The organism is Streptomyces sp. NPDC002580 (genome assembly GCF_042889485.1).
GTDB lineage: Bacteria > Actinomycetota > Actinomycetes > Streptomycetales > Streptomycetaceae > Streptomyces.
In genome coordinates this window covers 257,834-271,447 of record NZ_JBIAQZ010000007.1, presented here as the reverse complement: position 1 = coordinate 271,447, position 13,614 = coordinate 257,834, and the positions used below count along the sequence as shown (strand labels likewise).

11 protein-coding genes are annotated in these 13,614 nt (G+C 71.7%); 3 read left to right on the top strand and 8 right to left on the bottom strand.

Annotated elements, in window-relative coordinates; all coding sequences use genetic code 11:
• The first annotated feature begins 143 nt into the window (after window positions 1–143).
• Window positions 144–1,328 carry a TOMM precursor leader peptide-binding protein gene (locus tag ACFYW7_RS22760; protein WP_389505123.1) on the top strand — a complete coding sequence of 395 codons (1,185 nt, stop codon included), beginning with the start codon at window positions 144–146 and terminating at the stop codon, window positions 1,326–1,328.
• Window positions 1,321–2,712 (top strand): ABC1 kinase family protein, encoded by a 1,392-nt coding sequence (locus ACFYW7_RS22755; RefSeq protein ID WP_389505121.1) that lies wholly within the window; start codon window positions 1,321–1,323, stop codon window positions 2,710–2,712. The genes ACFYW7_RS22760 and ACFYW7_RS22755 overlap by 8 nt, the downstream gene beginning before the upstream one ends.
• Before the next feature lie 71 nt (window positions 2,713–2,783).
• On the opposite strand, the gene ACFYW7_RS22750 is transcribed toward ACFYW7_RS22755, so the two are convergent.
• The 5 genes from ACFYW7_RS22750 to ACFYW7_RS22730 all read right to left on the bottom strand — a co-directional run bounded on the left by ACFYW7_RS22750 (window position 2,784) and on the right by ACFYW7_RS22730 (window position 6,705).
• Window positions 2,784–3,008 (bottom strand): hypothetical protein, encoded by a 225-nt coding sequence (locus ACFYW7_RS22750; protein ID WP_389505119.1) that lies wholly within the window; start codon window positions 3,006–3,008, stop codon window positions 2,784–2,786.
• Between the two features lie 145 nt (window positions 3,009–3,153).
• The gene (locus ACFYW7_RS22745; RefSeq protein ID WP_389505116.1) at window positions 3,154–3,477 is read right to left on the bottom strand and encodes a hypothetical protein; all 324 of its coding nucleotides are present in this window, start codon (window positions 3,475–3,477) and stop codon (window positions 3,154–3,156) included.
• Entirely contained in the window at window positions 3,474–3,842 is a 369-nt protein-coding gene (locus ACFYW7_RS22740) for a WhiB family transcriptional regulator (protein WP_389505114.1), read from the bottom strand. Before ACFYW7_RS22740 ends, ACFYW7_RS22745 begins: the two co-directional genes overlap by 4 nt.
• A 173-nt stretch (window positions 3,843–4,015) precedes the next feature.
• Window positions 4,016–4,342: a hypothetical protein gene (locus tag ACFYW7_RS22735; RefSeq protein WP_389505112.1), complete on the bottom strand. Its 327-nt coding sequence runs from the start codon at window positions 4,340–4,342 to the stop codon at window positions 4,016–4,018.
• Window positions 4,343–4,506: 164 nt separating this feature from the next.
• Window positions 4,507–6,705 (bottom strand): ATP-dependent DNA helicase UvrD2, encoded by a 2,199-nt coding sequence (locus ACFYW7_RS22730; protein ID WP_389505110.1) that lies wholly within the window; start codon window positions 6,703–6,705, stop codon window positions 4,507–4,509.
• 315 nt (window positions 6,706–7,020) lie between these two features.
• Between ACFYW7_RS22730 and ACFYW7_RS22725 the strand changes: the two genes are divergently transcribed.
• Window positions 7,021–7,278 carry a glutaredoxin family protein gene (locus ACFYW7_RS22725; protein WP_389505108.1) on the top strand — a complete coding sequence of 86 codons (258 nt, stop codon included), beginning with the start codon at window positions 7,021–7,023 and terminating at the stop codon, window positions 7,276–7,278.
• Between the two features lie 123 nt (window positions 7,279–7,401).
• On the opposite strand, the gene nudC is transcribed toward ACFYW7_RS22725, so the two are convergent.
• The 3 genes from nudC to ACFYW7_RS22710 all read right to left on the bottom strand — a co-directional run bounded on the left by nudC (window position 7,402) and on the right by ACFYW7_RS22710 (window position 13,509).
• A complete protein-coding gene (gene nudC / locus ACFYW7_RS22720; RefSeq protein ID WP_389505106.1) occupies window positions 7,402–8,349 on the bottom strand; it encodes an NAD(+) diphosphatase in 948 nt (315 codons plus the stop codon).
• A 95-nt stretch (window positions 8,350–8,444) separates the two neighbouring features.
• Entirely contained in the window at window positions 8,445–9,863 is a 1,419-nt protein-coding gene (locus ACFYW7_RS22715; protein WP_389505104.1) for a dipeptidase, read from the bottom strand.
• Window positions 9,864–9,867: 4 nt separating this feature from the next.
• Window positions 9,868–13,509, bottom strand: a complete 3,642-nt coding sequence (locus ACFYW7_RS22710; RefSeq protein ID WP_389505102.1) for a UvrD-helicase domain-containing protein — start codon at window positions 13,507–13,509, stop codon at window positions 9,868–9,870.
• Between the last annotated feature and the right edge of the window lie 105 nt (window positions 13,510–13,614).

The following is a 13,614-nucleotide window of genomic DNA, read 5'->3' as shown; positions in this document are numbered from 1 at the left end:
CCTGATTTGTACGACGAACGATGCCGCCTGTGGACAACTTTCGGCGGGGTCCGGCGGGGCCCGGGCATGCTGGCATCCGGTCCGCGGTGCGAGAGATGTGCCACGGAGGTACGGGGACGAACTTCGGTCTACGGGGGTAGGTCATGCATCCGATCGTGAAGCCCGCGCTGCGGCGTGGCTGGCGGGATCTCAACACCGTGCAGTTCGGAATGGCGCCGGCGCACGCGATGGTGCTGGGCCCGATGGACACGGCGACAGGCAGTTTCCTCGACCTCCTCGACGGGACGCGGGGACTGCCGCTGCTGCGGGAACAGGGACGCGAGATGGGGCTGCCCGACGGCCATGTCGACGCGCTCGTGGACCGGCTGGCCCGGTCGGGCCTGCTGGACGACGCCACCGGAGGCGGCCCGGCCGCGGACGCGATGCGCGGGAGGAAGGAGGCCATGGACCGGCTGCGGTCCGACCTCGCCTCGCTCTCCCTCGTCACACCCGATCCGGGAGGGGCGGTCATGCGTCTGGCCGCCCGCCGTTGTCTGCGCGTGCAGGTCCGCGGCGCCGGCCGGGTGGGGGTCGTCCTGGCCTCGCTGCTCTCGGGCGCCGGTGTGGGCGAGGTCGAGGTCCGTGACCTCGGTCGCGTCGAGCCGTGGGACGTGGCGCCCGGCGGCCTTCCCGCCGAGTCCGTCGGCGAGCGACGGGAGGACGCCGCCCGCCGGGCGGTGCGCCGGGCGGCCCCCGACCGTCCTGCCCGCGCCTCTTCCAAGGAGGGGGAGGAGACCCGCGGACTGTCCCTGGTCGTCCTCGCGCCTCGGGACGGCCTCGGCGTCCACGCGCCGGACCCGGCGTCCACCGAGAGCCTGATCACCACGGGCACACCCCATCTCTACGCGGGGGTCGTCGAGGCGACCGGAGTCGTCGGCCCCTTGGTGCTGCCCGGCGAGACCGGTTGCGCGGGCTGTCTGGACCAGCGGCGCACCGACCGGGATCCGACCTGGCCACGCCTGGTCGCGCAGTGGCGTTCCGGGCGGCAGCGCAGGGTGGCGGCCTGCGACCTCGCCCTGGCCACGGCGGTCGCCGGACTCGCCGCGAGCCACGCGCTCGCCTTTCTGGACGGGGATCGTCCCGCCTGCGCGGGGGTCCGCTGGGAGACGTCGCTCCCTGGATGCGACTGGAACGCGAAGCCGGTCCGGGCCCATCCGGGCTGCCCCTGCGGCACCGCGGAGAAAACAAAAGAGGAGTGGGCCCCCGAGGAAGGCGGACCGCACGAGACAATGGCAGGGCAACAGCCGCACGCGACACGGCTTGCCGGCACCTGGAGGGCGCATGTCTGATCTTCCCCGGAAGGCAGTCACCCGTACTGCCAAACTGGCCGCGCTACCGCTCGGTTTCGCCGGGCGGGCGACCTGGGGACTCGGGAAGAGGATCGGCGGGATGTCCGCAGAGATCGTCGGCCGCGAGCTTCAGCAGCGCACGGCCGAGCAGCTCTTCAAAGTACTCGGGGAGCTGAAGGGCGGTGCGATGAAGTTCGGGCAGGCGCTGTCCGTCTTCGAGTCGGCGCTGCCCGAGGAGATCGCGGGCCCCTATCGCGCGGCGCTGACGAAACTCCAGGAAGCCGCGCCGCCCATGCCGACCAGCACGGTCCATTCCGTGCTGGAGGAGCGGCTCGGCGCGGACTGGGCCGAGCTGTTCATGGAGTTCGAGGACAAGCCGTCCGCGGCGGCCTCGATCGGCCAGGTGCACCGGGCGGTGTGGCACGACGGCCGTGAGGTCGCCGTCAAGGTGCAGTATCCGGGGGCGGGCGAGGCACTTCTGTCCGACCTCACCCAGCTCGGACGATTCGCCCGGCTTCTCGGTCCCCTGATTCCCGGTATGGACATCAAGCCGCTCATCGCGGAGCTGCGCGACCGGGTCTCCGAGGAGCTCGACTACGGCTTGGAGGCGCAGGCCCAGGCCGCGCACGCGGAGGAGTTCGCGGACGACCCGGACGTCCTGGTGCCGGCGGTGGTCCACCAGTGCGAGCAGGTCCTGGTGACCGAGTGGATCGACGGGATACCGCTGTCCGAGGTGATCACCGACGGCACGCTGGAGCAGCGGAACCGCGCCGGTCAGTTGCTGGCCCGCTTCCTGTTCTCGGGCCCCGCCCGCACCGGCCTGCTGCACGCCGATCCGCACCCGGGCAACTTCCGTCTCCTGCCGGACGAGAAGAGCGGCTGGCGTCTGGGCGTCCTGGACTTCGGCACGGTGGACCGGCTTCCCGGGGGCCTTCCCCAGCCGATAGGCGATTCCCTCCGCATGACCCTGGACGGTGACGCCGACTCGGTCTACGAACTGCTCCGCGAGGAAGGCTTCGTCAAGGAATCGATAGACCTCGAACCCGACGCGGTCCTGGACTACCTTCTGCCGATCATCGAACCGGCCCAGGCGGACGAGTTCACCTTCACCCGGGGCTGGATGCGCAGCCAGGCAGCCCGCATCGCCGACCCCCGTTCCCCCGCCCACCAGTTGGGCAGGCAGTTGAACCTCCCGCCGTCCTACCTCCTCATACACCGGGTGACGCTCAGCACCATCGGTGTCCTGTGCCAACTCGGCGCGACGGTCCGTCTGCGCGACGAACTGGAGGAGTGGCTGCCGGGGTTCGTCCCGGAAGACGAGTCGGCGGAGGGCGAGTTGGAGGACGGGGAGCTGGAAGAAGAGGCGTCGGCCGCCGAGGCCTGAGTCCACGGCACGGCCGCGCCCCGCGGGGGGACCGTCGCCGAACCGGGTGGCGAGCCCTCCGTCGAAGCGGTCTACCACCAGGCCGAGTCGAGACGGCCCTCGATCGATCTGAGGTTGCCGCGGGCGCAGTCGTCGCAGAAGTAGCGGCGGGTGCCGTTCTCGACGGAACAGGTCCAGGTCAGGACGGGGCCGTCGGCCGGTGTGCCGCAGAGGGCGCACACGATCTTCTGGGCTTCGCCCTCTTCGGACCGCGACACGGGGTCGGTGCTGTCACTGTCTTCGGGAAGACTCGTCACTCGGGCGACGATATCGCCGCGACCGGCGGTTGGCCCTGTACAACGCACCGCGGGGACCGGTCCGTTCGGACCGGTCCCCGGGGGATTCACGTCTGTGGCGGCCGCGGCCGCCACGGGTGTCGCGCCGAAGCGCGAGGTGTGGCGATTACTGCATGACCGCCATGGCCAGCGCGCGCCGAGCTCGCATCGAGGCGCGTTCGGCGCGGCGCTGCATGCGGCGAGCGGTGGCCAGGCGCACGGCCTGGCGTTCCTGCTCGGCCTGATGCAGTCGCTCTTGCATATGCGCACGAGCCAAGGCTTCTGGGATGAGTTGCATCTCTCGGGTCCTGTTCTGACGCGAGCCGTTCGCGCCGGTGGTGGTGAAGTCTGGGATCGCGGAGCCTGCGGGCTCGCTCGTGGACGGCTTCATCGGGGCCTGCTTCTTGGGGTCGTGCGTCAGGGGACGGTCGATCGTTCCTCGGATGTTCATGCCGCAACCGGGTTCTTGCGCGGGCGGCCACGCGGCCGCTTGCGGGCCACGACGACACCCTGGACGAACAGCTCGCCACCCCAGACGCCCCAGGGCTCACGCCGCTCCTTGGCGCCGGCGAGGCAGGCCTCGATCAGCGGGCAGGTGCGGCAGAGAGACTTGGCGTACTCGACGTCGGCCGGCGACTCGGCGAAGAAGACCTCCGGGTCGTAGGTACGGCAGGGGACGGGTACGCCGAGGTTCTCGATGGCGTCGTCGAGCGCGGTGAGCGCGGTGAGCGGGATCAAGGTGGAGTCCTCCGTGAGGCCGGGCGGGGAGATCGTTTCGGAAGGCGGTACGGACGGGGCGTGCGCTTCGAGTTGCACGGTTCGTCTTCCTCGTCTGGTCGTGCCGGCCGGGTTGGCCGGTTGGCGGCTGGTACCGGGTTCTTGTCTTGTCCCGAGGCCCCTTCGCTCTGCCGTCCCCGGTCGGGGACAAACAGAAGGGCCGCGGATCCCGGGTGGGGTTCCGCGGCCCTGAAGGCGCCGGCCTGATCGAATCAGGCTGGATCACTCCAGGGTTCAGGCCCACGGAAGGCCCACATCGTGTGCTGCTGCTTCGTCTGCTTCAGGAATCCGGCACCGGCCGCCGCGTAGGCGTAGGCATGTGCCTCTGCCACTACTGCCGCTTCCGGTGCCTGGGTCGGTCGCTCATCGCGCTCGCTGATCGGAAGAACCGCGAGGGACAGGGAGGACGCCAGCCGGACGGCAGGAATGCCGGACAGACCGGTGCCCAGGTTCGAGACGCCGAGCATGCACGTGGAGACGACGACCGAGAGATCGGTCATTTTCACGGTGTTGACGGGGCTGGTGTTGATGCTGATCACTGGAATCGCCTCCTCTCGGCGTCTTGGGGGACCGGTGCGAACCGGTCCGACGGCTATTAAGTACAGCACGGAACCAGGGCCTTGGAGAAGGCCGCTGCTGCCGTGGTTAAGAACCTATGGGGCTTGCTGGGGCATGCGCAAACTATTTTTTCGACGAGTTTGAATCAGTCGCCCTCGCCGTCTCCCTCGATCTCTCGGCCTGCGCAGATGGCCAGAACGTCAGCTCCGAAGCGGTTGAGTTTGCGCACGCCGACCCCGGGGATCCGCGCGAGCCCGCCCTCGTCGTCCGGCGCGGTCTCCGCGATCGCCATCAGCGTCTTGTCGGTGAAGACGCAGAACGCGGGCTGCCCCGTGCGCTGCGCCTGCACCGCACGCCACTCGCGCAGCCGCTCGTAGAGCCCCTCGTCCATGTCCGAAGGACAGTCCTCGCAGCGCATCAGCTTCATCTCGCCGGCGTCGGTGAGGGTGCGGCCGCAGACCCGGCAGCGCGCCGGGGTCCGGCTCGTGCGGCGCACGGCGGTGACGGCACTGCTTCCGGCGCCGCGCTCGATGCCTCCCGGGGAGACCCCGCCGCGACCCCGGCCCGCCGTGGCGACGGAGCCGGGACGCAGACCGTCCAGGAACCTGCTGGGGCGCCGACTCGCTCGGCCGCCGGGGGAACGGGACAGCGCCCAGGAGACGAAGAGGTGCTCCCTCGCACGGGTGACGCCGACGTACAAGAGGCGGCGTTCCTCCTCGACCTGCTCCTCGGTCTTCGCGTAGCTGATCGGCATCATGCCCTCGGCGACACCGACCAGGAAGACGACGTCCCACTCCAGTCCCTTGGCGGAGTGCAGGGAGGCCAGGGTGACGCCCTGCACGGTCGGGGCGTGCTGAGCGCTCGCGCGTTCGTCGAGCTCCGCCACCAGGTCGCCGAGCGTCGCACCGGGCCTGGCGGCCGCGAAGTCCTGCGCGAGGTTCACCAGAGCGGCCAGCGACTCCCAGCGCTCCCTGACCGCGCCGGAGCCCGCCGGGGGCTTGCTGGTCCAGCCCTCACCGGAGAGCACCGCTCTGACCTGCGAGGGCAGGTCGACGACATCGTCGAGCAGCGAGTCGTTGCCGCCGAAGCGGGCCGCGGCGCGCAGGGCCGAGCCCGCCTTGCGCACCTCGGGACGGTCGAAGAACCGCTCGGCGCCGCGCAGCTGGTAGGGCACACCGGCGTCGGCGAGGGCCTGTTCGTAGATCTCGGACTGGGAGTTCGTGCGGAACAGGATCGCGATCTCACCGGCGGGGACGCCCGAGGCGACGAGATCACGGATGCGGCGGGCGGCGCCCTCGGCCTCGGCGGGCTCGTCCGTGTACTCGGCGTAGACGGGATCGGCGCCCGGCGGTCGCTGGGAGATCAGCTCGAGGCGGTGGTCGGCGGCGCGTCCGCGGGCCTGGGAGAGCAGTCCGTTGGCGAGGTGGACGACCTGGGGCGAGGAGCGGTAGTCGCGGACCAGTTTGACGACGGTGGCTCCGGGGTGGCGGGTGCGGAAGTCGAGCAGGTGGTCCGGGGTGGCGCCGGTGAACGAGTAGATCGTCTGGCTGGCGTCACCGACCACGCAGAGGCTGTCCCGCTCACCGAGCCACAGCTCCAGAAGGCGTTGCTGGAGGGGGCTGACGTCCTGGTACTCGTCGACCACGAAGTGCTGGTACTGGGAGCGGACCTGTTCGGCGATGTCCCGGCGGTCCTGCAGGACCGCCACCGTCAGCAGCAGGACGTCCTCGAAGTCGATGACCGCCCGGTCCCGCTTGAGGTCCTCGTACGCCGAGTAGATCTTGGCGATCTCGGCCGGGTCCCGGGGGGCTTCCCGGCCGGCCCGGGCGGCGGCCGCGGGGTAGTCGGCGGGGACGGTCTGGGTGACCTTGGACCATTCGATCTCGCCGGTGACGTCCCGCAGCTCTCCCCGGTCGAGGCGGATGCGGCAGGCGGCCGCCGCGTCCGCGACGATCTGGACCTTGCGGTCCACGAGCCGGGGCAGGTTGCCACCGACGGCTTTCGGCCAGAAGTACTGGAGCTGGCGCAGCGCGGCGGAGTGGAAGGTGCGGGCCTGGACCCCTCCGGCGCCGAGCTGGCGCAGACGGCCGCGCATCTCGCCCGCGGCCCGGTTGGTGAAGGTGACCGCGAGCACGCTGGAGGGCTGGAGGATTCCCGCGCGCACTCCGTAGGCGATGCGGTGGGTGATCGCGCGGGTCTTGCCCGTGCCCGCACCGGCCAGTACACACACCGGACCGTGCAGGGCGGTGGCGACCTCGCGCTGCTCGGGGTCGAGCCCGTCGAGCACCGCGTCGGCCGTGTCCGGAACCTGCGGGAAGAGGGTGGAGTGCGTTGCTGCTGTCACCCCGCCATGCTGCCAGGTCGGCGGAGACGGATGGGCAGGTTGTCCACAGGGAGGCGCCTGCGATCGTACGAATGCGTCAGGCGTCACGTCCGCCCCGTGCGGCGAAGGTCGCTTCTCGGCCATTCCCCGGACGGCAGGCAGCCTCCTGTCGGCGTGGCCGCTCTTCTCTTGTGATGCTCGCCGCACCTGACGGCGGTGCGGCGAGCATCACGTCCCGGCCTGCCCCCTGAGACCCCCCGCGGGAATGGCGACCGGGCATGCTGCGTTCCACTGGCAGCGACCACGCACCCGAAGCCGTGAAGGAGCGCATGAGACATGCAGGGCACTGTGACGATGTACAGCACCACGTGGTGCGGCTACTGCCGTCGGCTCAAGAGCCAGATGGACCGCGAGGGCATCACGTACAACGAGATCAACATCGAGCAGGACCCGCAGTCCGCGGCGTTCGTCGAGAAGGCGAACGGCGGTAACCAGACGGTGCCCACCGTGCTCGTGGTATCCGCCAACGGCGGTGGCGAGGTCGTCATGACGAACCCCAGCCTCGCCCAGGTGAAGCAGGCCCTCACCGCCTGAACCCCCTCACGGTAATGGCCAGGCCCCCTCCAGCGAGCCGCTGGAGGGGGCCTGGCCATACGTGGGGCGTCTTCGCGTCGTGCTGCCCGGCGCGGGGGCCCACCCGGGCCCTCGCGGGACCCGTCAGGCGAGGTGCCCCCGCGTCGGCAGGGGCTTGCCGTACCAGAGTTCGATCAGGCGGGCTGCGATCGAGATCCCGTAGGGCGGAAGCACCTCCCCGGACTCGAAGGCCGTCCGCAGCTCGTCCCGGGAGAACCAGCGGGCTTCCTCGATCTCCTCGCCGTCGACGGTGATCTCCCCCGAGGTGGCGCGGGCCCTGAAGCCCAGCATCAGGCTGGAGGGGAACGGCCAGGGCTGGCTGGCGACGTAGTCGACCTCGCCGACGGTGACACCCACCTCCTCGAAGACCTCGCGGCGCACGGACTGCTCGATCGACTCACCTGGTTCGACGAAGCCCGCCAGGGTGGAGAAGCGGCCTTCGGGCCAGTGCACCTGGCGGCCGAGCAGGATGCGGTCCTCGTCGTCCGTGACGGCCATGATCACGGCCGGGTCGGTGCGCGGGTAGTGCTCGGCACCGCAGGCGGGGCAGCGACGGATGTGACCGGCGGCCGCGATGACCGTGCGCTCACCGCAGCGGGAGCAGAAGCGGTGCAGCCGCTGCCAGTTCTCCAGCGCGACCGCGTGGACCATCAGGCCGGCGTCGCGCGGGGACAGCAGGAGGCCGGCCTCGCGCAGGCCCGCCGGGCGGGCGGACTGGTCCATGCGGCCGGGAAGGGCGTCCTTCTGGAGCGCGAAGTAGCTCACCCCGTCGTCGTCCGTGCCCAGGAAGTAGCGGTGCGCCTCGGTGAGCGGGGCCTCGAACGAGGGTGTCATCAGCAGTTCGGTGCTGCCGTCGGCGATCTCGTCGATGAGCACCTGACCGCCGGAGACCACGAAGACACGGGTCGTGGGATGGCTCCAGGCCGCCGCCAGCCAGGCCTCGTCGAGCCGGTGATGGGCGGCCCGGTCGATGCCGCTCGACGCGGTGAGCGAGATGGGACGGTCGGCACTGTGGTCGGTCCAGGTGGTCACGGGTGCTTCCAACTCCCCCGGTGGAACGGTTATTTCGGCGGGCGGTTCAGGAGGACGGGCGTGCGGTGCGCTCTTGAGGGTGCGGCTCGGCTTGTTCAGTGTGTCTCGCGCCAGTTCTCGGCCAGGTCGCCCCAGAGGTAGGCCGTCGTCTCGACACCCTTCATGAGGAGGTCGAGTTCGACCTTCTCGTCGGGGGCGTGCCAGCCGTCGGAGGGAACGGAGATGCCCAGGAAGAGCACGGGGGCTCCCAGGACTTCCTGGAGGTCGGCCGCCGGTCCCGAGCCGCCCTCGCGGGTGTAGCGGATCGGCTGCTCGAAGGCGCGGCCCATGGCGCGGACGACGGACTGCAGGGCCGGGTGGTCCAGTGGCGTCAGGCAGGGGCGCGTGGCCGCGCCGAACGTGATCTCGTGCCGGATGCCGTCGGGCACCTGCTCGGCCGCCCAGGCGCGTACGGCCTTCTCGATGTGGTCGGCGTCCTGTCCGGCGACCAGCCGGAAAGAGAGCTTCACCAGGGCCGAGGACGGGATGATCGTTTTGCTTCCGGGGCCCTGGTAGCCACCGCCGATGCCGTTCACCTCGGCGGTCGGGCGGGCCCAGACGCGCTCCAGGGTGGTGTAGCCGGCCTCTCCGTGGGTGGCCGTCGACTTGGCCGTGCGCAGCCACCGCTCCTCGTCGAAGGGCAGCTCGGCGAAGAGCGCGCGCTCGTGGTCGGTGAGTCCGGTGACGCCTTCGTAGAAGCCGGGTACGGCCACGCGCGCGTGATCGTCGTGGAGGGCGGCGACCAGGCGGGCCGCGGCGGTGGCCGGGTTGGGCACGGCGCCGCCGAACGATCCGGAGTGGATGTCCTGCTCGGGGCCGCGCAGCTCGATCTCGCACTCGGCCAGGCCGCGCATGCCCGTGCACACGGTCGGGGTGTCCTCGGACCACATGCCGGTGTCGGAGACGATCACGGCGTCGGCGGCGAGCCGCTCCGCGCGTTCTTCGACGAGGTCCCGGAAGTGCGGGGAGCCGGATTCCTCCTCGCCCTCGATCAGCAGCTTGAGGTGCACGGCCGGGGTGGTGCGCCCGGTGGCGGCGAGGTGGGCCCGGACCCCGAGTGTGTGGAAGAACACCTGGCCCTTGTCGTCGGCGGCACCGCGCGCGTGGAGGCGGTTGCCGCGGATCACCGGTTCGAAGGGTTCGGTGGCCCAGCCGTCCGCGCGGTCGGCCGGCTGCACGTCGTGGTGTCCGTAGACGAGGACCGTGGGCGCGCCGGGGTCCTCGGAGGGCCACTCGGCGAAGACGGCCGGGGCTCCCGCGGTGGGCCAGACCTCGCTGGTCGGGAACCCGGTCTCCCGGAGTTTGGCGGCGAGCCAGTCGGCGCTGCGTGCCACGTCTGCCGCGTGGTCGGGCTGAGCGGAGACCGAGGGGATGCGCAGCCATTCCACGAGGTCGTCGAGGAAGGCGGTCCGGTGGGTCTCGATGTACGTGCGGACGGTGCTGACGGCGCTGTCAACGGGCTTGCTCATGTTCATGAGCCTATCCGCCCACGGAGACGTGCTCGTCCGGCGGTTCTCCGGGAGCCTCGTGCCGAGGACGGGCCGGGTCCTCGGTGAGGAGCCGTTCCAGCGCGGGACGGTCCGCGAGGTCGTCCGGCCGTACGACCTCGCCGCCACGGACGTACAGGAACACGGCGGTGACGGATTCCAGGGGCACACCCTGCTGCTCGGCCCAGGCGAGCCGGTACAGCGCGAGCTGGAGCGGGTCGGCGGTGCGGCCGTGGCCGGTCTTCCAGTCGACGATCTCGTACGTCGTCCTGTCTCCGTCGTCCTTCCGGTACACGGCGTCGATCCGGCCGCGGACGACCCGTCCGGCGATCGCGAGCTGGAAGGGCGCCTCGACCCGGTAGGGGGTGCGGTGCGCGTAGGGAGTGCGTTCGAAGGCGGCCTTGAGGGCTTCCAGGTCGCGTTCGTCGGCGATCTCCGCCTCGCCGCCGGGCAGTTCCTCGGGCTCCAGCATCGGCAGCCGCAGCTCCTCGAAGCGGGACTCCACCCAGGCGTGGAAGCGCGTGCCCCGGCGGGCGGCGGGCTGCGGGGGGCGTGGCATGGGGCGCGCGAGTTCTTGGGCGAAACCGTCCGGGTCCTCGGCCAGGCGCAGCAGTTGGGTGGCGGTGAGCGACGGCGGCAGGGGTACGTCGGTGACGGTCGCGCGGGCGCGCAGGAGTTCCCCGGTCAGCGCGTCCAGGTCGCGGTCCCAGGAGGCGAGGGTGCGGGCCTCTTCGGGCGTGAGGCGTCCGCTCGCGGCCTCCCGGGGGTGCGGGCGGGCGGCCGGCGCGGGGCCCTGGGCCTGGTGCGGAATGGTCGGGTGCCCGCTCACGCGGCCGGCCGAGCGGCCTTCCGGCGGGTCCGTCGTCCAGGAGTCCCAGTCGGCGTCGTCGTCCTCGGGCGGGGCGGTCCCCGCGAGGTCGCCCTCCACGAAGGCGTCCTCGGGGAAGTCACCTCCGGAGAGGTCGTCCTCGGGAAAGTCGCCCTCTTCATAGGGCGGGATGTCGTCCTCCGGCGGGGGCGGCCACTCCGGATCGTCGTACGAGGCCGGGTCGTGGGTGGCCGCGGGCCGGCGCCCGTCGGCCCTCCGGTGGGTCTGCCGGTCCTCCTGGTGGTCGTCCTGCTGCTGGGACGCGACACGCTCCAGGTGGGCGAGTACGGTCTCGGCCGCCGCGCGGCGCCGGGCGAGGGCCGTGTCGTCGAGCGGAAGCGGCCAGGCGTGGTCCGCGGCCGCCTCGTGCAGCGCCGGGTTCTCGTCGTCCTCCGCCGGTTCGTCCGCCCAGACCTCGATCTCGCCGTGCCCGGCCGCGCAGTGGTCGTACAGGGCGTGCAGGAAATCCGAGGGACCGCGCGGCCGCTTCTGGGAGGGACCCCACCAGTGACCGGATCCGAGCAGGAGCGAACGGGGACGGGTGAACGTGACATAGCCCAGGCGCAGTTCCTCGGTGCGCTGGTGCTCCTTCATGGCCTCGTGGAAGGCCTTGATGCCCTTGGCGTCCCAGGTGGCGATGTCGGGCAGCGTGTCGGCGTCGCCGCGCAGTCCGTGCGGCAGGACCTTGCCCTGGGCGGTCCACTTCTCGCGGCCCTGGGCGCTCGGGAAGGTGCCCGTGACCAGGCCGGGGACGGCCACGACGTCCCACTCCAGGCCCTTGGACTTGTGGGCGGTGAGCACCTTGACGGTGTTCTCGCCGCCGGGCAGGGCGTTGTCCAGGCCCTTCTCGTACTGCGCGGCGGTGCGCAGGAATCCGAGGAAGGCAAGGAGGGTCGCCTCGCCGTCGCCCGAGGCGAAGGACGCCGCGACGTCCAGGAAGTTCGAGAGGGTCTCGCGGCGGCGGGCGGCCAGGGCGTGCGGGGACGCGGACAGCTCGACCTCGAGGCCGGTGACGGCGAGCACCCGGTGCAGGACGTCCATCAGCGGGTCGGCGAGGGAGCGGCGCAGGTCGCGCAGCTCGGCGGCGAGCCGCGCGAACCGCACGCGCGCGTCCGGCGAGAACGGCAGTCCGTCGTCGTCCCCCGCGGCCTCGAAGGGGGTGTCCAGGAACGTGTCGAGGGCGTCCGCGAGCGATATCACCTCGGCGGGGTCGACCCCTTCGACGGCCGCGGCGAGCCGGCGGTCCGGATCGTCGTCGGTCCGCGCGTGCGCGTGGGACACGAGCAGTCGTGCGCGGCGTCCGAGGAGGGCGAGGTCGCGCGGGCCGATGCGCCAGCGCGGGCCGGTGAGCAGCCGGACGAGGGAGGCGTTCGCGCCGGGGTCCTGGAGGACCTCGCAGACGGCGACGAGATCGGCCACCTCGGGCAGGTGCAGGAGACCGGAGAGGCCCACCACCTCGACGGGGATGTCGCGGGCGACGAGCGCTCCCTGGATCTCGGCGAAGTCGGTGGCGGTGCGGCACAGGACGGCGATCTCGGCGGGTGCCTTCCCCGTGCGCACGAGGTGGGCGATCGAGTCGGCGAGCCAGCCGATCTCCTCGGCGTGGGTGGGCAGCAGCGCGCAGCGCACCAGACCGTCCCACTCGGCTCCGGGGGCGGGCCGCAGGGCCTCCACGCCCGCGTGCATGGCGCGCAGCGGCTCCGCGAGGCCGTTGGCGAGGTCGAGGAGGCGGCCGCCGCTGCGGCGGTTCTCACTGAGCGACTGGCGGGTCGCGGGGCGGCCGTCGGGGCGGGCGAAGTGCTCGGGGAAGTCGTCGAGGTTGGCCACGGAGGCGCCGCGCCAGCCGTAGATCGCCTGGCAGGGGTCGCCGACCGCGGTCACGGGGTGCCCGGTGCCCTGGCCGAACAGTCCGGCGAGCAGGACGCGCTGGGCCACCGAGGTGTCCTGGTACTCGTCCAGCAGGACGACCCGGAACTCGTCGCGCAGGATCTGCCCGACCTCGGGCCGGGTGCGGGCCAGGGTGGCCGAGAGGGCGATCTGGTCGCCGAAGTCGAGGAGGTCGCGTTCGCGCTTGGCCGCTCGGTAGCGGCCCACGAGTTCGGCGAGCTCGATCCGGGCGGCGGCGGCCTCGGGGACCTTGCGCAGATCCGCGTTGGTGAGCCTGGCGCTCTCCAGGGTGCGCAGGAGTTCGGCGTCGAAGGCGCGCAGGTCCTCCGCCCGTACGAGGTGTTCGGAGAGTTCGGAGTCGAGGGTCAGAAGGTCCCCGACGAGGTCCGGGAAGGAGCGGGTGAGCGCCGGATACGGGCCCGGCGACTCGCGCAGCACGCGGGCGGCGAGCTGGTAGCGGGTGGCGTCGGCGAGCAGGCGGGAGGTCGGTTCGAGCCCGATGCGCAGGCCGTGGTCGGTGAGGAGACGACCCGCGAAGGCGTGGTACGTGGAGATGACCGGCTCGCCCGGGGGGTTGTCGGGGTCGATCACGTCCGGGTCGGTGACGCCCGCCTTGACGAGCGCCTTGCGGACCCGCTCGGCGAGTTCACCCGCGGCCTTGTTGGTGAACGTCAGACCGAGGACCTGCTCGGGGGCCACCTGTCCGGTGCCGACCAACCACACCACCCGCGCCGCCATCACGGTGGTCTTGCCCGAACCGGCTCCGGCCACGATCACCTGCGGGGCGGGCGGCGCGGTGATGCAGTCCGTCTGCTCCGGGGTGAACGGGATGCCCAGGAGCTCCTTGAGCTGCTCGGGGTGGGTGATGGGGGCGGGCATGCCGCAGAGGCTAGCGGCGCCTGCTGACAGCGGTGGCCACATCCACGCCAGGGACGGAAGAACCGCTGGTCAGCACGTGTGGTGCCGTACGTCACGTCGGTGACA

What these genes read in the sequence shown, in the direction of transcription:
- ACFYW7_RS22760 (WP_389505123.1), top strand. Translation starts at nt 144, where the DNA reads ATGCATCCGATCGTGAAGCCCGCGCTGCGGCGTGGCTGGCGGGATCTC.
- ACFYW7_RS22755 (WP_389505121.1), top strand. Translation starts at nt 1,321, where the DNA reads ATGTCTGATCTTCCCCGGAAGGCAGTCACCCGTACTGCCAAACTGGCC.
- ACFYW7_RS22745 (WP_389505116.1), bottom strand. Translation starts at nt 3,477, where the DNA reads ATGAACATCCGAGGAACGATCGACCGTCCCCTGACGCACGACCCCAAG.
- ACFYW7_RS22725 (WP_389505108.1), top strand. Translation starts at nt 7,021, where the DNA reads ATGCAGGGCACTGTGACGATGTACAGCACCACGTGGTGCGGCTACTGC.
- ACFYW7_RS22715 (WP_389505104.1), bottom strand. Translation starts at nt 9,863, where the DNA reads ATGAACATGAGCAAGCCCGTTGACAGCGCCGTCAGCACCGTCCGCACG.
- ACFYW7_RS22710 (WP_389505102.1), bottom strand. Translation starts at nt 13,509, where the DNA reads ATGCCCGCCCCCATCACCCACCCCGAGCAGCTCAAGGAGCTCCTGGGC.